Source organism: Lysinibacillus sp. FJAT-14222 (genome assembly GCF_001278875.1).
Lineage (GTDB): Bacteria > Bacillota > Bacilli > Bacillales_A > Planococcaceae > Lysinibacillus > Lysinibacillus agricola.
Window position 1 is genome coordinate 102,820 of the sequence record NZ_LIYL01000008.1, and the last position, 21,616, is coordinate 124,435.

14 protein-coding genes are annotated in these 21,616 nt (G+C 38.4%); 11 read left to right on the plus strand and 3 right to left on the minus strand.

Translation table 11 applies throughout. The features are described from left to right. From AN161_RS30305 to AN161_RS03465, 7 genes are all read left to right on the plus strand, one after another. Positions 1-225: hypothetical protein (locus AN161_RS30305; RefSeq protein ID WP_053592976.1), on the plus strand; the 225-nt coding region annotated here is incomplete at its 5' end. A 782-nt stretch (positions 226-1,007) separates the two neighbouring features. Further along, the gene (locus tag AN161_RS03440) at positions 1,008-1,955 is read left to right on the plus strand and encodes a nuclease-related domain-containing protein (RefSeq protein ID WP_053592977.1); all 948 of its coding nucleotides are present in this window, start codon (positions 1,008-1,010) and stop codon (positions 1,953-1,955) included. A 474-nt stretch (positions 1,956-2,429) separates the two neighbouring features. Continuing rightward, a complete protein-coding gene (locus AN161_RS03445; RefSeq protein ID WP_241774487.1) occupies positions 2,430-2,858 on the plus strand; it encodes a MarR family transcriptional regulator in 429 nt (142 codons plus the stop codon). Positions 2,859-2,869: 11 nt separating this feature from the next. Next, positions 2,870-4,069 (plus strand): MFS transporter, encoded by a 1,200-nt coding sequence (locus AN161_RS03450; RefSeq protein WP_053592979.1) that lies wholly within the window; start codon positions 2,870-2,872, stop codon positions 4,067-4,069. 162 nt (positions 4,070-4,231) lie between these two features. Further along, positions 4,232-5,098 carry an iron uptake system protein EfeO gene (gene efeO, locus AN161_RS03455; RefSeq protein ID WP_053592980.1) on the plus strand — a complete coding sequence of 289 codons (867 nt, stop codon included), beginning with the start codon at positions 4,232-4,234 and terminating at the stop codon, positions 5,096-5,098. A gap of 6 nt (positions 5,099-5,104) precedes the next feature. Continuing rightward, on the plus strand, positions 5,105-6,364 hold the full coding sequence (efeB, locus tag AN161_RS03460; protein ID WP_053592981.1) for an iron uptake transporter deferrochelatase/peroxidase subunit: 1,260 nt from the start codon (positions 5,105-5,107) through the stop codon (positions 6,362-6,364). After that, positions 6,339-8,057, plus strand: a complete 1,719-nt coding sequence (locus tag AN161_RS03465; RefSeq protein ID WP_053592982.1) for an FTR1 family protein — start codon at positions 6,339-6,341, stop codon at positions 8,055-8,057. Before efeB ends, AN161_RS03465 begins: the two co-directional genes overlap by 26 nt. A gap of 123 nt (positions 8,058-8,180) precedes the next feature. Here the strand turns inward: AN161_RS03465 and AN161_RS03470 are convergent, their stop codons facing one another. After that, complete coding sequence (locus AN161_RS03470) at positions 8,181-9,371, minus strand: transglutaminase-like domain-containing protein (protein ID WP_053592983.1); 1,191 nt, start codon at positions 9,369-9,371, stop codon at positions 8,181-8,183. A gap of 1,134 nt (positions 9,372-10,505) precedes the next feature. On the opposite strand from AN161_RS03470, the gene AN161_RS03475 reads away from it, so the two are divergent. Continuing rightward, on the plus strand, positions 10,506-14,981 hold the full coding sequence (locus AN161_RS03475; RefSeq protein WP_053592984.1) for an endonuclease: 4,476 nt from the start codon (positions 10,506-10,508) through the stop codon (positions 14,979-14,981). Between the two features lie 270 nt (positions 14,982-15,251). Here AN161_RS03475 and AN161_RS03480 read toward each other — a convergent pair whose 3' ends face one another. Both AN161_RS03480 and AN161_RS03485 read right to left on the minus strand, forming a co-directional pair. Beyond that, complete coding sequence (locus AN161_RS03480; protein WP_053592985.1) at positions 15,252-15,518, minus strand: hypothetical protein; 267 nt, start codon at positions 15,516-15,518, stop codon at positions 15,252-15,254. A 742-nt stretch (positions 15,519-16,260) separates the two neighbouring features. Then, complete coding sequence (locus AN161_RS03485; protein ID WP_241774488.1) at positions 16,261-17,124, minus strand: pentapeptide repeat-containing protein; 864 nt, start codon at positions 17,122-17,124, stop codon at positions 16,261-16,263. A 245-nt stretch (positions 17,125-17,369) separates the two neighbouring features. Between AN161_RS03485 and AN161_RS03490 the strand changes: the two genes are divergently transcribed. Genes AN161_RS03490 through AN161_RS03500 form a run of 3 tightly spaced genes read left to right on the plus strand, consistent with a single transcriptional unit; the run spans position 17,370 to position 21,614 of the window. Beyond that, positions 17,370-18,026 (plus strand): TetR/AcrR family transcriptional regulator, encoded by a 657-nt coding sequence (locus AN161_RS03490; protein WP_198926832.1) that lies wholly within the window; start codon positions 17,370-17,372, stop codon positions 18,024-18,026. Continuing rightward, entirely contained in the window at positions 18,007-19,311 is a 1,305-nt protein-coding gene (locus AN161_RS03495) for an MFS transporter (RefSeq protein WP_198926833.1), read from the plus strand. The genes AN161_RS03490 and AN161_RS03495 overlap by 20 nt, the downstream gene beginning before the upstream one ends. Then, the gene (locus AN161_RS03500) at positions 19,296-21,614 is read left to right on the plus strand and encodes an ABC transporter permease (protein ID WP_053592987.1); all 2,319 of its coding nucleotides are present in this window, start codon (positions 19,296-19,298) and stop codon (positions 21,612-21,614) included. The genes AN161_RS03495 and AN161_RS03500 overlap by 16 nt, the downstream gene beginning before the upstream one ends. Positions 21,615-21,616: the final 2 nt, after the last annotated feature.

Here is a 21,616-nt window from a genome sequence, read left to right on the forward strand (position 1 = left end):
AAAGAACGACCGACGGATAGAAATCCCAAGGAGAAGGATAGAATTAGCGGCGACGGAAAGCAGGCCAGAACGCCGGAAAAGAATCTCCGAGCGACGGAAAGAACGACGGCAACGACGGATAAAAATCCCAAGGAGACGGATAGAATTAGCATCGACGGAAAGCAAGGCCAGAACGCCGGAAAGGAATCTCCGAGCGACGGAAAGAACGACGGCAACGACGGATAGAAATCCCAAGGAGAAGGATAGAATTAGCGGCGACGGAAAGCAGGCCAGAACGCCGGAAAAGAATCTCCGAGCGACGGAAAGAACGACGGCAACGACGGATAAAAATCCCAAGGAGACGGATAGAATTAGCATCGACGGAAAGCAAGGCCAGAACGCCGGAAAGGAATCTCCGAGCGACGGAAAGAACGACGGCAACGACGGATAGAAATCCCAAGGAGAAGGATAGAATTAGCGGCGACGGAAAGCAGGCCAGAACGCCGGAAAAGAATCTCCGAGCGACGGAAAGAACGACGGCAACGACGGATAAAAATCCCAAGGAGACGGATAGAATTAGCATCGACGGAAAGCAAGGCCAGAACGCCGGAAAGGAATCTCCGAGCGACGGAAAGAACGACGGCAACGACGGATAGAAATCCCAAGGAGAAGGATAGAATTAGCGGCGACGGAAAGCAGGCCAGAACGCCGGAAAAGAATCTCCGAGCGACGGAAAGAACGACGGCAACGACGGATAAAAATCCCAAGGAGACGGATAGAATTAGCATCGACGGAAAGCAAGGCCAGAACGCCGGAAAGGAATCTCCGAGCGACGGAAAGAACGACGGCAACGACGGATAGCGAGCAAAAAAATACTAGTAAGAGCTGAATCGCGGGGATTTTTCCGTTCTTTTTATCTAAAAAAGTTGGTGAAAGATTTAATTTGTACTATATGTATTTCAAGTTTTTTGGAACCTCTTTTTATGAGGTTCTTTTTTTATACAATAGATATAGGAGGTGAAGAAACAATGATTTTATTAGACCGTCAGGAATCGGAGCAACACAAAATTTTAGAAGCTTTGATACGAAGATTACCTAGTACACATACAGAATACATGAATTATTTTGAGAAGTTGAGGCGAATACACGCAGGCTTTGCTGGGGAGCAAAGAGTAGACGCAGAATGGCTTGAAATTATTTTACCTCATCCGCATTATTTTCTTCATGATTTGCAAATACTTAATCACTTTGGTACTACACATCAAATAGACACCGTTTTACTATGTCCTCAATTTATATTGATACTTGAAATTAAAAATATAACAGGATTTCTGGACTTTGATGAATCTTTTAATCAATTTACACGAACTACAGCAGAAGGCGATGTCGAGGGAATGACTAATCCCCTTCATCAAAGTAGGCGACATATGGAGTGGATGAAGGGGATGTTACAACAGTCACGGCTTGAGATTCCCATTCATCATGCTGTCGTTTTGGCAACGAAAAATGCTATTTTATCGAAGAGTTTAAGGGGACAACCAATTTTTCATGTTTCAGGTTTACGTTATCACGTGAGAGAATGGCTTCAACAGCATAAAAAAACAGTAGTGGATGAAGATAAGCTTTTTCAATTTGCTTCTAAATTATTATCCATGCATACGCCAATCAAAAGAGAAATAGCATTGCCTGTCCAAGATTTAGTAAAAGGTGTACTATGCGAAAGTTGTTTAAATGGACAGACATTAAACTATCGTTACCCAAAATGGTATTGTCAACGCTGCGGAGCAGTTGATCAAGCAGCAATTTTTAGGACCCTTGAAGATTATCGATTGCTAATAGGAGAAACGTTAACAAATAAAAGCTTTTGCGAGTTTTTTGCAATAGATTCGCCGAATACAGCTTATAAATTACTACAAAAGTTACCGTTGAAAGCAGAGGGAACAACAAGTAATAGGAAGTATTTAATTGTTAATTAACATACAAAAATTCATGCGGTCTGAATTTTTGTATGTTAAGTTGTAGACGGATTGAACTAGTATTGATGGAAAAAAACCCTAAAGTGACGGGTAAAATTAGCAGCTACGGAATGAAAGGACTCATCGACGGAAAGAAGCCTCGAAGCGACGGAAGAAACCAATGCAACGACGGAAAGAAACCCCAAGGAGACGGATAAAACTAACGGCGACGGAATGAAAGGGCTCATCGACGGAAAGAAGCCTCGAAGCGACGGAAGAAACCAATGCAACGACGGAAAGAAACCCTAAGGTGACGGATAAAACTAACGGCGACGGAATGAAAGGACTCATCGACGGAAAGAAGCCTCGGAGCGATGGAAGAAACCAATACAACGACGGAAACACCCCTCAAAACCCCGAACTTCTCACTAATTTCCTACTAGACAAATAAAAACCTAAGGTATATAGTTAGCTAGGCTAACTAATCGAAAAGGAGTGGTATTTTTGACGATCGAACAAGATTTTTTTAATCAGTACCGCTTGATGTACAGACCGTTTATCAATCAACTAAATGTGGAGTTAGAGAAATATCACCTGTATAGCTCACAGTGGGCTGTTCTTCGATTATTGATGGATAAAGGGCCACATACATTTGTTGACATTGCGAATTTTATGTCTATTGAAAAGCCGAGTGTGACGAGGCTTGTGCAAAAGCTTGTGGAGCTTGGCTATGTGGAAACGGTAGTGGGCAGGGATAAGCGCGAAAAGCTTGTTCAATTATCAGCTTATGGTGAAGAGCTTGTGCTAGAAATTAAGGCTCATTTAAAACCATTTTTTGAACAGGCACTGGCAGGTGTATCGAAGCAGGATATTGAGATTGCGACACAAGTTTTAGCGGACATTTGTGCAAACATCAATCGGTAGGAGAGAAAAAAGTGGAAGCAACTAGACATAAACTATGGACAAAAGACTTTTTAATCGTCTCACTTATTAACTTTACCATTACATTAATCTTTTATTTATTGATGGTAACAATTGCGGGCTATGCGGTTGAGCATTTTGGGGCTTCAACTAGTACGGCAGGGCTTGTATCGAGTATTTTTATTATTGGTACTTTATTTGGACGTCTCGGGACAGGACGTATCATTGGGGATTGGGGTAGCAAAAAAACATTATTTTATGGATTATTATTGTTTATGCTATCAACGATGTCTTATTTTATCGCGGCAAATTTGCCACTACTAATGCTCAATCGTTTAGTACAAGGAATTGCGCTTGGGATGGCAAGTACGGCAACGGGAACCATTATTGCACAAATTTTACCTCCTGACCGACGCGGTGAAGGTATAGGGTATTACAGTTTAAGTGCCATCTTAGCAACTGCTATAGGACCGTTTGTTGGTATTCTTTTAACACAGCTGTTTGAAGATTATCGTATGATTTTTGCAGTCGATTCAGTATTAGCCATTGTTTGCTTTTTGATGTATTTTATCGTAACCGTTCCAGACGCACCGAAGAAGGCTAAAGAAATGGCTGAGAAAACAGGATTTAAGCTATCCAATTTTATCGAAATGCGTGCTCTGCCAATTGCTTTTGTGGCGCTCGTTATTGGCTTTGCCTACTCGGGAATTATGTCATTTATGACGTTTTACGCGAAAGAGCTTGATTTGGTAAAAGCGGGAAGCTATTTCTTTATCATTTATGCAATTGTCATTTTAGCGACACGTCCATTTACCGGGAAATTACTAGACACTAGAGGTGCGAATATTGTTATTTATCCATGCCTAATCATTTTTGCGATCGGTATGTATGCCTTTAGCTCAGCGACAAATAGCGTTGTATTTTTACTAGCTGCTGCTTGCATAGGAATTGGTTATGGTAACTTCAACTCTGTAGCGCAAGCAATAGCTATTAAGGTTACACCAAATGAGCGTTTAGGCCTGGCGACATCGACATATTTTATATTATATGATTTAGGTTTAGGGGTTGGTCCTTATTTCTTAGGATTCTTTGTTCCAACGATGGGGTACAGTGCCATTTTCTTCGCGATGGTATTCGTTATTTTAGTGTCAATTATTCTTTATTATTTTTTATATGGAAAATATGAAAAATTAAAGCAAGCGAAAATTTCGTAGATTAGAATAATTATGTTGTAGAAAAAACGTTATTTTACTAGTTGTCTAAATATATCAACTAGAAAATGACGTTTTTTTCTTTAAATAAAAATACTTCTTGCAATCGATTATGATAATCATTATCATTCTCAGTATAAACTATTTCGGAAGTAGGTACTTAGCATGAAAAAAACATCATTCTTGTCAGTATTAGTTGCAGGGAGTATTCTAATGACTGGCTGTGGCGATACAGAAGAGTCTAAAAAAGAAGATAAGCCAGCAACAGAGCAAGCAGAACAAGATACAAAGGTTGATTTATCTGCTGAACTAGCAGCCTATCAACAATTTGCCTTAGAGCAAATGGACCAATTTTTAATAGCAACAGAAAAATTTGTGAACTTATTTAAAGCAGGTGACATTGAAGGAGCAAAAGCAGCCTACGCACCAGCACGTATGTATTTCGAACGTTCAGAACCAATTGCAGAGAGCTTTGGTGACCTTGACCCACGTATTGACGGTCGTCTAGCTGATATCCAAGAAGAAGGTAAGGGCGAGGAAGAATGGACGGGCTATCATAAGCTTGAACATGCGCTTTGGGTAGAAAATAAAACTGCCGGCTACGAAAAAATTGCAGATCAACTACTAGCAGATGCTAAAGAATTACATGCATTAGTTCAAACTGTAGAAGTAACACCAGATGTCATGATTACAGGTGCGGTTGATTTATTAAATGAAGTATCGACATCTAAAATCACTGGTGAAGAAGAAATCTATTCCCACACTGATCTTTATGACTTTAAAGCAAACATCGAAGGCGCAGAAAAAATCTTTGAAATCTTACGTCCAAAATTAGAAGCGAAAGACAAAGACTTAGTAGCAACATTAGATGAAAAATTCAAAGCAGTAGATGATTTATTGGCACAGCATGCGACAGCTGATGGTGGGTATGTTTCGTACGAGGAATTAACAGAAGAAAATACAAAAGCACTTTCAGCAGCAGTTAATCAACTTGGAGAACCATTAAGTCAAATGGGGATTATTTTGGAGTGATCATAAATGACAGTGTCAAATGATGAAAAATGGATCGATAAAAAAATATCTAGACGTGAAATGTTAAAGCTATCAGGTATCGGAGTAGCTGGTGTAGCTATTGGAGCTTCTGGCTTAGGTGGTGTCATGAAAGTAATGGGCTATGATGTGTTTGAGCCCGTTGCAGACAGCACGACTGCGCGTAATAAAGTTGATTTCTATGGAAAACATCAATCTGGCATAGTTACACCTGTTCAGACAAATATTTATTTTGCTTCTTTGGATGTTTTATTTACATCAAAGAAAGAGCTACAAGAGTTGTTCAAACAATGGACACCTCTTGTTGTACGTTTAATGAATGGTGAATTAATGGTAGATTTAACAACAAATACTAGAGTTCCTACAGGAGATACAGGCGAAGCGGAGGGTTTAGATGCTTCGAATTTATCGATTACAATAGGCGTTGGGCCATCTTTGTTCGATAAACTTGGTATCCAGCATTTGAAGCCCGCAGAATTAAACGATTTACCACATTTCCCAAAAGATCAGCTACTAAAAGAGTTTACAGGTGGAGATCTTTGTATTCAAGCATGTGCGGATGATCCACAGGTGGCATTCCACGCAGTACGTAATTTAGTGCGTGCGGCCTCAGGCAAGGTAGAGATTAAATGGTCACAGGCAGGCTTCAACTCTTTCCCAGCTGGTGGAGGAACACCTCGTAATTTATTTGCATTCAAGGATGGTACGGTAAATCCATCGATTACAGATGAAAAAGATTTAAACAAAGTTGTATGGGTCGATAAAGGCTGGCTAAAAGGTGGCTCTTATTTAGTTGCCCGTAAAATTCAAATGCATCTTGAAACATGGGATCGCACATCTTTGAAGGATCAGGAAGCGACATTTGGTCGTTATCGCGACAGTGGAGCTCCATTAGGGAAAAAGAAGGAATTTGATGATTTCGATGTAGAGGCGAAGGATAGCAACAGCGAGTATATTATGCCAGATACTTCACATGTGCATTTGGCACGTAAATCAGGTGCTCGTATTTTACGTCGCTCATACTCTTATGCATCAGGTGTTATGACTAATACAGGCGCGCATGATGCAGGGCTATTATTTGTATCTTTTCAGAAAGACCCAGCACAATTTACAACAGTCCAAAATAGCTTAGGGCGAATGGATAAGATGAATGAGTACATTACCCATCGAGGCAGCGCAGTGTTTGCTTGCTTCCCTGGTGTACAAAAGGGGAGTTATATAGGTGAAGCACTTTTTAACGCGCTGTAGTTTAGTACTTTGCTTGTTATTGGCACTTGCTGTACCAGTGCAGGCAGCGCAATCATATAGTCACTTGTACATTTCTATTAGTGATGCGCTGATGAATACGAAGCAGGACAAGGAAGCTGAGGCAGAGCGTGCACTTGAACAGTTTGCCACAGACTGGGCATCAGTCACATCTGAGCAAAAGGAAGCACAAGAAAAAGTGGATGAAATTCTTGCACAAGCAATTGAAGCTACTTCTAAGGATGAACGTTTAAAGGCACTGTCTGAATTGTCAAATGCCTTACGTGCATTAGAAAAGCTTGAAAATCCTGTAGATGAAGCGGCACAGCGAGCAGAATTCGGCACGAAATTTAAACCCATCATGAAAGCATTTGAAGATGCCTTAGCAAGCGGTGACATAACTACAATCGACGCAGCGTATAAAGATTTTAATGCGAAATGGAAGAAAATTGAACGGCCTGTGCGTGAGCAAAGCATTGCCATGTACGGCCAAATTGAAACACAGATGGCCTTTATACGAATCACAATTGCTTCTGAAGAGCCAGATGTAGCTTTAATGCAATCTCAATATGCAGAATTAAAACAAACAATTGAGGATTTTGTAGCAGGTAATGATACGGCGAAAGTTGTAGAAGGAGAGTATTCCTTAGCAACATTACTTGCTTATATTGATGAGACGAACGATTTTATCGATGCAGGTGACTACAAGGCTGCTTCTAATAAAATTCGAGATTTCATTAAAATATGGCCAAGTGTAGAAATAGATATTTCAACACGTAACGGCAGCCTTTATACAAAAATTGAAAGTGATATGCCGATTCTCGTTAGTGACTTATTGAAGTCTAACGTCGATGTTAAAACAATAAAAAGTAAGTTAGATAATTTCCGCACTGAAATTGAACTGATTCAAGGTGACTCAGATTATACGATGTGGGATGCGGCTTTAATCTTACTGCGAGAAGGCTTAGAAGCATTGCTCATTATTATGGCATTAGTATCGTTCCTAGAGAAATCTGGACAAAAAACAATGCGCAAATGGATATATACTGGTGCATTTGTTGGGATCTTACTATCAGCAGTAGCAGCTGTTTTAATGTCGACAATTTTCCAATCTGCGACAGTTGATACAAGTCGAGAGTTGATGGAAGGATATATTGGTTTACTAGCTGCTGCCATGATGATCGGGGTAGGTATTTGGCTCCATAGTAAATCGAGTGTGGTAAGCTGGAATCGCTATATTTCCAAACAAATGGGCAATGCCATCTCAAGTGGCTCGGTGTTTGCGATGGCCGCAATTAGCTTCTTATCCGTTTTCCGTGAAGGGGCAGAAACACTTGTCTTCTATGCAGGAATTGCACCTAAAATGGAGACATCTCAATTTGTGCTAGGAATCGTAGTAGCACTTCTAGTATTAGCTATTTTTGCATTTGTGTTATTTAAAGCAAGTGGAAAAATTCCAATTCATAAATTTTTCGCAGTGGCAACGGTGTTAATCTACGTACTGGCATTTAAAATCATTGGTGTTAGTCTGCATACATTGCAGCTACGGGATACAGTTTCAACAACGATTGTAGATGGCTTGCCAGTTGTCAACATCATTGGTTTCTATCCAACTGTCGAAACAATGATTGGACAATCGATTTTACTTTTACTTATTGTCGCTACGATCATTTATAAAAAGAAACAAAATAAATAGAAGGGCGGATGAATATTCTTTCATCTGCTCTTTATGTGTTGAAAGCTATTGCGTCATTAAAGCGTCATCTGTATTTTGTGTATTAAAAAAAGCAACAGATTAGAATCTGCTGCTTAAATAAATCTATAGTTTTGATATATTAGAAGCTAAAAATAATAAAAAGTAAACTCCCAAAATTCCAAAGAATATTTTTCTTTCTCCTCTAGCTATAAAGGAAATACATGTAAATACAATTGAAACACCTGAAATCACACCATAAATAGGATTTTCTAATAAAAGGCTCAGAACGAGAAATATAATAAATGTTAAAAATGAAATATGTTTTAACACATAAAAAAATCGTTGGCCTCCTGTTTCAACAACTTTCCATCGACCAAGGTAAATAGTAGCATCCTTTTTTGGAGGAGATTCTAGCATTTCATTTGAAAATTTAGTATAAATAGGTTGAATATAAGGTGCTCGATTGTCAATAGACTGAAACCCCCAATAAAACGGCTCTTTATTAATTAAAAACGGAGATAGGGGCTTAAATGAGGCTCCTTCTAGCTTGTCATCTGACTCATCTCTGTAAATAGGCAATAACTCTAATTCAGCATCGTATGAAAAAATAACACGTTGGTTTCCTATATCACCAAAATATTTATCCCATTTTAGTGTTTTAAAGTTACTGAATAAAAAATGAAACTTTTTCTTCTTTTGCATATAAGCTACGCTGCAATCTACTGGAATCCATCCAGTATCCTCTATATAGAATTCATTCCAAACATGTGCATTCATTTTACCATTAGACCATGTACCTACAATTACTCTTGAAGGTATATCTAACGATCGACATAAAGCTGTAAATAAAAATGAATATTCTCCACAATCCCCTTGTTTACTTTCTAAGAATGATTCAACACCTCTGCTTTTCGGAGGATAAACATAGGTGAAATTATCAACAATATAATGAAATATAGCTTCAGCTTTTTCTTTTACTGTATTTGTGTTTTTAGTTACTTCATTTGCTAGTGCTTTCACCCCTTCACTTATTTGTACTAATTCTCCACTTCGTAAATAATATTCTCTTTCTGTAACGCTTAGTTTAATCTTATCTTTTTTATTATCTAATGAGACTGAATACATTACTTCCAATTTTTCATCTGCATTTAATTCCAAATAATTAATTCGATTACCACCTTGATCTTCACAACTATCCATTACAGGATAATTAGAGACTGTCTCTGAATCGTTTAAAGGCAGAGTGGTCCATATTTTTGTTTTTTCACTCTCCCTGTTTTGATATGTATATGTAACGTGTACTTTGTTAACCATGGCTCACTCTCCTAATTTTACTACCTATTATAAAAAGAAATACAGCCTTAATAATATATTCATAAATAAAAGTTATTAATAAAAGTTTATCATAGTATCATTTGAATTAGAGAAACAATTTATTGTCGCATTCCCGTCATTATTTATTCGGTTCTTTACGCTATTTCGGACGGCTGTGAATAACTACTCACTATGTTACGATAAAGCCTTGTAGAATTTGCTCTCTACAAGGGTTTTTCTTCTCTAAATTTTTGTTTCTTAGTTATTGATTTACGTATATATTTTGGATTAAAAATGGTTCTATAATATTTTGGGGATATTCACACAAATTTATACTTGAATGTCGGGAAACAAGTGTGCTTTGCAAATGCATCTTAACATGAATATTCTAGGATAAAAGATGTAGGGATTACGAAAATAGAAGAAATAAGCCCAAAATGTACGTATTAATTTCCCGATACAGCACTCCAACATTTGAATTAGAACCTTTTAGTTTAAGAAAGTATAAAGTAAGTAGGAAGATTGAAAATAGTCTCTTGGCCAGTAACTGGTTAAGAGGCTATTTCTTTTGACGTAAATGTAATTTGCCCGTTCTTTTATAGTTAGGTAAATTTGGTGAGTGTCAAATTTTGTTTATGTGTTAAAATTATGTTATAAATTGTTAAATTCCCTATAAAGATGTGTTTTTCTATTATTACAATTCATTAACATAATTTAAACACTATAAAAATAGTGAATTAATAATAATATGTTTACATATATATGTAATGGGGGAATGTGTTTTGAATAGTTCGACTATTTACGACATATCGTATGCGATGAAAGTCGTTTGTACGGTATAGGCCCAAACCGAAAGCCTAGATAGAGAGAGAGGGTGTAAGGTGAAATAGCAAAGATAGGTTTACTTTGTCGTTAATGCATTCAAACGACACACATGCGAATTTAAACAATATTGGTAGAAAGGTGACAGCAGTTAAGGAGGTTAGAGCCAAAAGCATATCGGGTATGATGACAACCTTGCATACGAAAATGATCTAATCTTTTGCATTTTAACTTTTTTCAGCGGGTATCCAAACACCCGCTGAAAGGCGGATAAAAACTATCATTCTTAAAATTGAAAGGAGAATTGACTTGATGTCAAAGAAGAATTGGAAGAAGCCGATAAATGCCTTTTTAGCAACAACTTTAGTCGCAAGTATTGCTGCACCAGTAGCACCTATCACTGTAAATGCTGAAACACTTGCAAAGGATTTAATCATTTCAGAGTATGTTGAAGGAAGTTCCTTCAATAAAGCAATTGAAATATATAATGGTACAGGTGCCGCGGTTGATTTAAGTAATTATACGCTAGAGCTTCATACGAACGGAGAAGTTACCGCGAAAAATAAAGTAAGTCTGACAGGTACTCTAGAAAACGGAGCTACGTATGTTGTATATCATAAAGATGCAGCGCCTACCATTAAAGCAAAAGGAAATCTAGAAAACGCAACTGTTATTAATTTCAATGGAAATGATCCAATTGTATTAAGGAAATCAGGTGAAGTAGTCGATTCCATTGGACAAGTTGGTTCTTCAGCAGATTTTGCTAAAGATGTAACATTAGTAAGAAAAAGTTCAGTCTTGACGGGTGATACAACTATTAATGATCCTTTTAATTCAACATCAGAATGGAATGCGTTTCCAGTAGATGATTTCTCCAATTTAGGGCAACACGTAATGGATACGGATTCAGGTGAGCCTGTTGACCCCGAAGCACCGGCAATTCTCTCAATTGGAGAGGCTCGGAATAAGGGCATAGGTGAAACGGTAACTATCAAAGGTAGAGTAGCAGCAGGCTTGAAAAATACGTTCTCTGTCCAAGATGATACAGGTGGTATTGCCGTAAGACCTCCTAATCTAGCTATGTCTATCGGCGATGAAGTTACATTAAAAGGTAAGTTAGCTGACTATCGTGGGTTACTACAATTAGATGGTGCTACAATCGTTGAAAAAGTTGAAAATGCCGGTGCGCCTTCTCCAAAAGTAGTAACAGGTGCTCAAGTAAATGAAGATAGCGAATCACAGCTAGTAACAGTGAAAAATGTTACTCTTACAGATGTTCAACAAGGGGCTGGATGGGCAAACTTTACTGCAAATGACGGAACGAATTTCCTCGTTCGAGATGAAACAGATTCACTCGGCTTAACTGCTGGTACAAACTATGAATCTATCACTGGTATTGTTCAACAGTTCGATAAAGACTATCAAGTCATTCCTCGATCAAAAGCAGATATCGTAGTGGATAGCTCAGCACTGAAGCCTGCTATCGCATCTCCTGGAAGTGGGACGTTTGTTGGGAAAACAACAGTTACTTTAACAACACCGACAGCAGGTGCAGAAATTTATTACACATTAGATGGCACGGAGCCAACTGATAAAAGTTCTAAATATGAGGCACCAATTGAGATTAGCAAAAATACTACTTTAAAAACAATAGTTAAAGCTAAAGATGGCACATTTAGTGACATAACTACATTTGATTATAACATCACAGATAAATTACAAATTCATGATATTCAAGGTGCAGGGCATACCTCTACATTTGATGGTCAGACAGTTGAAGGAATTGAAGGTATCGTCACTTATTCATTTTCGTTAAATAATAATTGGTATTATACGATTCAAACACCTGATGAATTAGCTGATAATGATCCGAATACTTCTGAAGGAATTTTCCTATACAGTGGAAAAAAACAATGGCCAATAAAAGTAGGCGATTTAGTATCTGTTAAAGGTAAAGTAAACGAATATGCTTACGATGGTTATGATGACAGGCAGCAAACCGACTTGAAAACAACACAAATTAATGTGCGTGACGATCAAGATGGAAAAGTAGAAGTTATTAAAAGTAGTGTAGCGTTACCAAAAGCAGTTGAAATTGATAAGTTGAAAATGTCTTTTAATCAAATTGACAGCGATCAGCTTGAAATTTTTAATCCAACTATTGATGCTATCGACTTTTGGGAAAGTCTTGAAGGTATGCGAGTAGAAGTAGGAAATGTGAAAGCGGTAGCACCACAGGAGCATGGTGACTTAGTGACAGTGCTTGAGGATGAACCAACAAACACACTTCACGGTGGGGTATTGTACGAGGAAGGAAAGACAAATCCAAACAGAGTTCAATTCCGATTAGAACCGAATGGAGCTGCGCGTGATTTTGAGGTTGCTACAGGTGATAAGTTTACAGGGCCAATTACGGGAATCGTCGGTTATTCCTATCAAAACTTTAAAATCTATGCTTCTTTAGATGAGATGAAGGCAGCTTATGAAAAAGGAGATGCATCACCTGAGACAACAAAAATAGTAAAGGCAGAAGATAAGTTAACAATTGCCTCGTATAATTTGGAGAACTTCTCTAATAACAAAACTTCTACTACTGATGATAAAGCGAAAAAACTAGCTAGAGCAATTGGTATTGATATGGGTAGCCCTGATATTGTTGGTGTAACAGAGGTGCAGGATAATAATGGGCCATCTGTAGGAGATTCAAAAGCGGATCAAAGTTATAAAAGATTAATCGACGCTATTAAAGGTGTAGGTGGTGTCGAGTATCAGTATGTTAATATCGATCCTATCAACAATCAAGATGGTGGAGCACCAGATGCGAATATTCGAGTTGGCTTCCTTTATAATCCAGAGCGAGTGAAGTTAAAGGAAGGTATTCCGGAAGGCGATGCTACAACAGCAGTTGGGTATAACGATGGGAAATTAACACTAAACCCTGGTCGTATTGATCCAAATAACGAGGCATTTAAAAGTAGCCGCAAACCTTTAGCAGCTCAATTTGAATTCCAAGATGAAGATGTAATTGTTATCGCAAATCATTGGAATTCTAAAAATGGAGATACTCCTTTATTTGGTGCAATTCAGCCTCCAAAGTATGGAAGTGAAGTACAGCGTAAAAAAATTGCAAACATCGTTTATAATTTTGTTGATGATATTAAATCAAAAAATCCAGATGCAAACATTGTTTCTTTAGGCGATTTTAATGATTATCAATTTGCGGATGCGCTTAAAATCCATGAAGGTCAAATGATGACAAATATGATTAATAAAGTGGATGCTTCGGATCGCTACACATATGTATATCAGGGGAATTCACAAGTATTAGACCATATTCTAGTGTCAAACAATCTGGCAGAGAAAACAGATGTCGATATCCTTCATATTAATGCTGATTTTACGGACATGGCTGGTCGTGCAAGTGACCATGATCCTGTAATGGTTCAAATTGATGTTAATAAAGGTTCAAATGTTGAACCAATTCAGCCTGAAATAGTATATGACTATAAGAACTTCAAAAAGAACAAATTGACAATAAATAAACCTAGTGTGGCAGTACATTTAGATGCTCAATCTGTTATTCCAAAAGGTGTATTCCTTAAAGGTGCCTATGCGGAGCTACACGGAGAAGGCTTTAAGACGACTGATGTTATCATTAGTCCAGCTAAAGCAGGGGCGATTATCGACCTAAAAGGCAATGTCGTAAAAACACTCACAATTGAAGGACCAAAAGTCAGTGAAATAAGAGGCGCTGAAAATATAGATATACACTCGATAATATATATAAAGGGTGCAGCTCCTGAACAAATTAAATTTACAAATTCGAAGGGGGATCCCATTGTGGATCCTTCTTTGCCTTCGGAAAACAATCAACCAATTATTAAAAAACCTATTACTAACAAAACTGTAGCGGTTGGAGAGGAAATTAAAATTGATTTAACAGATCATTTTTCCGATCCTGATGGTGATGAACTTTCATTTACTACCACAAAAGGCACTATAAATGGAAAGGTTTTAACACTTGATTTAGCAGAGGGCAGTCACATTGTTGGCGTTACAGCATCTGATGGAGAAAAAAGTGTCACTGCAAGTTTCAGCGTGACAGTGATTGCTAATGATTATTATGCAGGTGCCTATAACAAGGAAGGCCAAGCACTAAAAAAGGTTCTTCACGATATCATTTCTGAACAAAAGGTACTTTCTTATGATGATGTTTGGGATGCATTAAAGTATACGGATGAAGATCCTAATAATCTAAGTAACGTAATTTTATTTTATTCTGGAAAATCAAGTTCAAAAACAAACAATGGTGGCAATGTAGGAAACTGGAACCGAGAGCATACGTGGGCAAAATCACATGGTAATTTCGGAACAAGCAAAGGACCAGGAACAGATATTCATCACTTACGTCCTACCGATGTACAAGTGAATAGCTCAAGAGGAAATTTAGACTTTGACAATGGTGGCAGTCCAGTGACTGGTTGTAATGGTTGCTTGAAAGACGCAGATTCATTCGAACCACCTAATCAAGTAAAAGGTGATGTAGCACGTATTCTATTTTATATGGCAACTCGTTATGAAGCTGGAGATAAGGTTGATCTTGAATTAAATGACAAAGTCAATAATGGAACAGCTCCTTATCACGGTAAACTTTCTGTTCTTTTACAATGGCACAAGCAAGATCCTGTAGATGAATATGAAAAACGAAGAAATGAAAGAATTTACGAAATCCAAGGCAATCGAAATCCGTTTATAGACCATCCTGAATGGGTAGAGAAGATTTGGTGATGGAAAGTTCTATTAATATGGGTGTTAAACTATGTGATTACTTTCTTCCTCATTAATCTAACTTAGAAGAGTACTCAAAATGCCACTTCAAGGTTTAATTTGAAGTGGCGTTTGTATTTATTATATTCTCTTTCGGTAGGGACAACGAAGAGCTCTAAGGCGCGAGTGAAATGGAGCTTCAGGCGCACACCAATACGACTCTTGTCCGTGAAAAGTGTTGAGGATTTCACCATATAAAAAAATATGAAAGAATTCTTATGAAGGATCTTTTCAGACAACAACTTGTAGATCACTCATTCGTTTCAACTCAGCCTCATGCTGGATCGAGCGGGCTGATAGTAATTCAATAATACGGTGCTGGCTTTCTTGAATCGTTACTAGTCGGTTTACTTTTTCATTCGTTTCTAAAACAGCTTGTTTGATTTGTTGCTGCTCAAATTCTACTATTTCAAGACGGTTTTCCACTGACTCAAGACGATTCTCGATTGAATCGAGACGGTGATTGATTTGCTTTAGTTCGCTTAAAACTTCCTCCATCGATTTCACCTCTCTTCTATTAAATATATCTATTTTGTTAATCTATCTCTCTTTAATTTAATTCCTCCCATTATAGCATAGAAAATTAGCTTACAAGTATCACCATGATATTCATCGACAAATTGTGACATACTTAACAGAGATACAAATATATTAGGAGAATGTTTAGTGATTAAATCCTTTGTGTCTCTTCGAAAACTGTCGGGTTTTGTGTGCGGGTTTGACGAGAACTGTTCTAGAATTGCTGTCTACAAAAATTATATCGAGATTTAGTAGTATTGCTAAAAAACTTACTATAATTTATCAAGCGTGTTGATTAGGAAAATATAGGTTTATTATTGAGTGATAAAAAGGATTTTTTTTTGATATTTTGCTAGTGTATGTCCATTTTAACTGATTGTAGCGTAGGGCTACTCGAGTGCTCCTGTCGCTTCGCTTTCGTCGCAGAGCAAAGCTTCCCGCAGTGAGTAGCCCGTAGCGGAAATTAGAGCCTCCTAATTAATTAGGATGGATAAAAATGGTTAGTTAACACAGCTTAAACTGTATTACGTCCATTTTGCCGAGTAACCATTGCGTTCACTTTTGAAATGCATAAATTTTATAAAAGTTCTACGTTATTGTTGATTGGAGTGAAGACTGAGCGCCCCCAGTCGGAACGGAAATCAACCTCACGTTATGGTGATGAACCAATAAATAAATAGAAGGGTAGATGAATAAATTCTTTCATCTGCCCTTTTTCTATTTAGTCAACCCAATATGAAGGACGATTCAGGTGGGAGGGTAATTTTGTTTGGTGATTGCCTTGTGCTGAATTAATTTGCATTTGGGTTAAAAACATACTGCTAGAAAGGTCTGCGCCACGTAAATTTGCGTCACGTAAATCCGCACCAATAAAATCAACCCCTCTTAAATCTGCATTTTGTAGATTGGCAGCAATTAAATAAGATCCTCTAAGATCAGTTGCTCTTAAATCCTTGCCCTTGAAATTCTTCCCGATCCAATCGACCCCTCTATAGTCATACTTTCGAGAGTTTTTTCCATTAGTCTTTACGATAAGGCTTTGGCGAATTTGCTCACTTGTTTCTAACAGTAAAACATTCACTGGCAGTCGGAAATTAGGAATATCTATTGCTAGTAATGCATCTGCTTCTAGATCTGTTGCACGCTGTAGCTGTTCTAATTGTATGTGCAGCTTGTTAAATAGGGATGAATCAACCTTATACGATAAAGCCTCTGCTACGTAGGCAATCATTTCATAAAGTTGTTCCATAATAGGAAAGACACGAAACATTCTATCAGAAATTTCAGAGTATTTCCGCCAATCTTGTCCATGGAAGGTTGTTTGTGAAACCTGTTGTCCAGCTCCTAAACAATCAAAAACTGTACATCCTTTAAACCCTTGATCTCTAAGTTTGCTATGAATTTGGCAGTTAAAATCAGATTGTAGATTAGGGCAAGGTGTCCCAGCTGCTTTATGAATGGCAAAATCGCTAGAAGCAGCAATATTTAAAGCTGTGCAGCATAGACCAAAACAGCTTTGGCAATCTGCCTGTAAGCTTTCACGTATCTTTTTCCCTATTGAATGATCCATTTTTTCAGACATCATTATTTTCCTCTCTTAACACATAAACTTCTTTCATATAATTCTATCACGTTGGATGTATGAAAGTGGGAGAAATTTACTTCATGAGAAGGCCTCGTTATTCTCTATAAAATGTTTATCGTTTTCCTCTAGGAATAAGAGATGCTAACTTATGATGGAGTAATTGGGTTGTTTTTACGCATCGTATTGACAATTTATTGTTAAATGCTTATAATTTTCATAGACAGACAGTCGGTCTATAAGGAGGGGTGAAAATGAGAAAAGAAGCGAAGGAACGCAGGAACGAAATACTTGATGTAGCTGATGAGCTTTTCGGTCAGAAGGGCTTTGATGGCACAAGTACTAACGATATTCTCGAAAAGGTCGGAATTGCAAGGGGAACACTGTATTATCACTTCAAGTCGAAGGAGGATATTATGGACGCGTTAATTGATCGGTATAATGCCCAAATTCTAGGTGCCGCAAAAGAAATTGCGGCAAATAAGAGTATCTCCGTTAACGAGCGTATTATCCGTGTTGTAATGGCATTAAACATCAGTGGCGGAAACGGTAAGGAAATTATTGACCATATCCATAAGCCTCAGAATGCGCTTATGCATCAGAAAATACAAAAGGTTATCATGAACGGCCTTCCACCGATATTGACGGAAATAATTCGTGAGGGTATTGAGCAAGGACTATTCAGTACGCCGTATCCGTATGAATGTATGGAAATGATTGTGGCCTATACGAATACCGTTTTTGATGATGATATGGTTGATATGACCGAAGAAGAACGTGCTGCACGAATACCAGCTTTTGTCTTCAACGTAGAAAGACTGCTCGGTGTCGAAAGTGGAAGTCTTATGTACATGATGAAGATGTTTGGCACTAGGGTTGAAGAAAATGGAAACAACGATGGTTGATTCTAAGGGTTTTTTCAAAAAATTTCTTCTGCTTTGGTCAGGACAGCTGATTTCAACAATAGGAAGCGGCCTTACAGCGTTTGGGCTTGCGATTTATGTTTTCCAGCAGACGGGAAAGGCATCGGCAATGGCACTTGTAACTTTACTTGCGTTTATGCCTTCGCTTCTATTAAGCCCTGTGGCAGGAGTGCTTGCGGATCGTTATGATCGAAGAATTTTAATGGTGTTAGGTGACAGTCTTTCAGCGATAGGACTTGTTTATATTCTTATATGTATGCTTAGCGGGGAAGCACTGTTATGGCAGATTTGTGTGGGAGTTACAATAAGCTCGGTGTTTTCATCGTTGCTTGATCCCGCATACAAGGCTACGGATTTACTGACCGAGGAACAATACACAAAGGCAAGTGGTTTAGTCCAGGTGGCGGGTTCTGCAAAATATTTGATTTCACCCATCATTGCGGGATTTTTGCTCACCGTTTCGGATATAAAGCTTTTGCTTGTCATCGACATTTGTACATTCTTTGTAACCGTTACATCAGCTCTTGCAGTACGTAAAGGGCTTCCTTCAAAGACATACGAACAGACACAATCATTTTTCCATGAGTTCAAAGATGGTTGGCGTGCAGTTTCTGAAAATCGAGGTGTGCTCGTTCTTGTCATCATGACATCGGTGCTGACATTTTATCTTGGAATAATTGAAACACTTTCCATTCCGATGTTGCTTACTTTTACGAACAGCTCTGTAATAGGAACGGTGGAAACGGTTGTCGCTACAGGGATGCTCGTATCCAGTGTTATCATCGGATTTATTCCAATCAAAAAAGGATATGTGAAAATTCTATCGTTTTCGCTGTTTTTTGAAGGAATATTTATGGCGGTATTCGGACTTCGAGAAAATATAGCTCTAATCTGTATTTCAGGTTTTTTCTTTTTTGCTATGATGCCATTTGCAAATTCAAGTTTGGATTTTCTTGTTCGTACCAACATTGATAATGCTGTTCAGGGGAGAGCGTGGTCACTTATAGGGGTAATTTCACAGTTTGGATTTGTAGCGGCCTATGCGCTTTCGGGAGTACTTGCGGATTATGTGTTCACTCCATTGCTAGTTGACGGCGGATTGCTTGCTGACAGCGTAGGGAAAATTACCGGTACAGGTCAAGGGAGAGGAACGGGCTTCCTTATCATAATCGCTGGAATTTTATTAAGTATTACTTCATTCATTTTGTTCAACTTGAAATCAGTGAAAAAGCTTGAAAACAGAGGTGACGTATGTATTTCAGATTAATTCGTAATGACATTTCAAAAAGCAAACTGATAACGCTGACAACAACGTTATTTGTCGCAGCTGCGGCTATGCTCGTTTCTTTATCGGCGATACTTATGGTTAATCTTTCTGGTGCAATCGATTCACTTATGAATCAGGCGAAAACTCCGCATTTTATGCAAATGCACTCGGGTGATATTGATACTGTACGGCTTGCAGATTTCGCGGAACAAAACAGCAATGTCGATGAATTTCAAGTGCTTGAATTTCTCAACATGGACGGAGCACAAATTATTCTCGGCGATAGTTCGCTTGCGAATAATGTTCAAGACAATGGTTTTAGCATACAGAGTGAAAAATTTGATTATCTTCTTGATCTTGACGGAAACATCATAAACGCATCTGATGGCGAGCTTTATGTTCCAATAAACTATATGAAGGACAACACAGCCCAGGTCGGTGACAAGGCAGTAATAGGCGGGAAGGAATTTACTGTTGCGGGATTCCTCCGCGATTCGCAGATGAATTCCTCGTTGTCCTCCTCAAAAAGATTTCTTGTCAGTGAAAATGATTACGCCCAAATAAAAAGCCTAGGCAGTACGGAGTATCTGATAGAGTTCAGATTAAAAGATTTGTCGGAGCTTGGCGCATTTGAAACTGCCTATGCCTCTGCAGGACTTGAAGCGAACGGACCAACGATTACATATCCACTTTTCAAAACAATTAACGCATTGTCCGACGGGATAATGATTGCAGTTATACTTCTTGTCAGCGTACTCGTCGTTGCCATCGCATTTATGTGCATACGCTTTACACTCCTTGCGAAAATCGAAGACGACTACCGTGAAATTGGCGTTATGAAGGCAATAGGGCTGCGTCTTTCCGACATTAAGAAAATTTATCTTGCGAAATACGCAACTGTTGCGGCGGCGGGCAGTCTTCTCGGGTTTGCACTATCGTTGGTATTCAAAGACATGCTTCTTGAAAATATCCGGCTTTATATGGGGGAAAGCGAAAACTCTTCTTTTGCCGCAGCTTTAGGAATGATCGGCATACTGCTTGTACTCTTTGCAATTATTGCCTATGTAAGTGGAGTGCTGAGACGTTTTCGGAAAATATCCGCTGCCGAAGCAATACGCTTTGGGACTTCACAAGAAAAAAATGCAGGCGCAAAGCGTTTTTGCCTGAATGGAAATAAACTATTTAACACGAACATTTTTCTCGGTATCAAAGATGTTCTCGCAAGGAAAAGACTTTACGCTACAATGCTTGCAGTACTCGTAATTTCAGCATTTATCATTATTGTTCCACAAAACCTTTACAACACGATTTCCTCAACAAGCTTCATTAAATATATGGGTATTGGAAACTACGATATTCGTATCGATATTCAGCAGACCGATCATATATCCAAAAAATCTGCCGAAGTTTTAAAATCTATAAACAGCGACAGTTCCATTTCAAAATATACCATCCTAACAACAAAGACATTCAAAACAAAAATAGAAGACGGTTCAGAGGAAAATATAAAAATCGAACTCGGCGACCATTCGATATTTCCTATCGAATATTCCGAGGGCAGGGCACCCGCGGTAGAAGCCGAAATTGCACTTTCGGCTTTAAACGCTGATGAGATGAGCAAAAAAGTCGGCGATGTCATGACTATTGTAATGAAGGGGAAGGAAAGAAAGCTTACGGTAAGTGGCATTTATTCAGACATTACTAACGGCGGAAAAACGGCAAAGGCTGTTTTTACCGACAATTCGGCAGACATTATGTGGAGCGTTATTTGTGCGAGGCTTTCAGATAAATCTCTTGTTGATGAAACAATTACGGAATATGCGGACAGATTTGCTTTTGCTAAGATTTCTGATATTGATGAATTTGTTACACAAACGTTCGGCTCAACAATTAAATCGGTCGGAAAGGCTTCCATTGCAGCAATTGCTATTGGGCTCGTAATAACTGTACTGGTAACACTGTTGTTTATGAAAATGCTTGTCGTAAAAGACAGATTTTCCATTGCCGTAATGAAAGCATTAGGTTTTACAAATTCAGATATTACGATGCAGTATGGTTCGCGATCGATATTCGTATTAATTATCGGAATTGTTCTCGGCACGCTTCTGGCAAACACTCTTGGAGAGGTACTGACGGGTGCCGTTATCACTTCGTTTGGGGCGTCGTCGTTTAAGTTTTCCGTCAATCCACTTTCGGCGTACGTGCTTTGTCCGCTAATGATGGGATGCTCGGTACTTATCGCAACAATAATTGGCACATCGGGCGCGGGAAAAATAAAAATATCCGAAAATATAAAGGAGTAGCT